The sequence below is a fragment of the Microvirga sp. GCM10011540 genome, assembly GCF_042650665.1.
GTDB lineage: Bacteria > Pseudomonadota > Alphaproteobacteria > Rhizobiales > Beijerinckiaceae > Microvirga > Microvirga lenta.
The window spans coordinates 1-982 of record NZ_JBHSBQ010000064.1 but is presented as its reverse complement, the minus strand read 5'-3'; the positions used below and the strand labels follow the sequence as shown (position 1 = coordinate 982).

1 protein-coding gene is annotated in these 982 nt (G+C 63.3%); it reads left to right on the top strand.

Annotation, left to right across the window (positions count from 1 at the left end):
* On the top strand, window positions 1–839 hold an 839-nt coding region (locus ACFOYU_RS15240), incomplete at its 5' end, for a methyl-accepting chemotaxis protein (protein WP_377034245.1).
* Between the last annotated feature and the right edge of the window lie 143 nt (window positions 840–982).

The following is a 982-nucleotide window of genomic DNA, read 5'->3' as shown; positions in this document are numbered from 1 at the left end:
TGCTGGATCAGCTGACAAAGCAGTTCGAGGCCAATGTTTCGGTGCTGACACAGGGACTGTCATCGGCGGCCACGCAGATGGAGGCGACGGCCCAGTCGATGACGGCTGTGGCCGACCAGACCAACAACGAAACGATGACGGTGGCAACGGCGGCCCAGCAGACCTCGGCCAATGTGCAGACGGTGGCCGCCGCCACGGAAGAATTGTCGATCTCGATCCGCGAGATCGCCGGGCAGGTCAGCCAGTCCTCGCAGATCGCCGAGCGAGCAGTGGCGGATGCCCAGCGCACCAACGTCACCGTACAGACGCTGGCCGAAACGGCCGAGAAGATCGGCAATGTGGTGCAGCTGATCAACAACATCGCCAGCCAGACGAACCTTCTGGCTCTGAACGCCACCATTGAGGCGGCACGTGCTGGCGAGGCAGGCAAAGGCTTTGCCGTCGTGGCATCCGAGGTGAAGGAACTCGCCAACCAGACAGCCAAGGCCACGGACGAGATCTCGACCCAGATTGCCTCGGTTCAGCAGGCGACTGGCCAGGCGGTCGGCGCGATTCAGCAGATCGCCCGCACCATTACCGAAATGTCGCAGATCTCGGTCTCGATCTCGGCCGCCATCGAGGAGCAGGGTGCCGCCACGGGTGAAATCGCCCGCAACGTGCAGGAGGCGGCTCGTGGGACTGAGCAGGTCACTGGCAACATCGCCCATGTTCGCCATGGCGCCAGCGAGACCGGTTCAGCGGCAAGTCAGGTGCTGGGCGCGTCCCAGGAGCTTGCGCGGCACTCCGAGGAGCTCCGTCGGGAGGTGAACGCGTTCCTGAGTGGCGTGAAGGCCGCCTAAGCCAAAGAGCAAGCTGAAACAGAACGGGAGGGCTGGAGCCGCGAGGTCTCCGGCCCTCGGCTTTAGAGAGGTCGCAGCCTCGAACCGAACGAGCACGTGCTCAGCAAATGAGACATGTCAGAGGAGTTGATACAGAGCCAGTG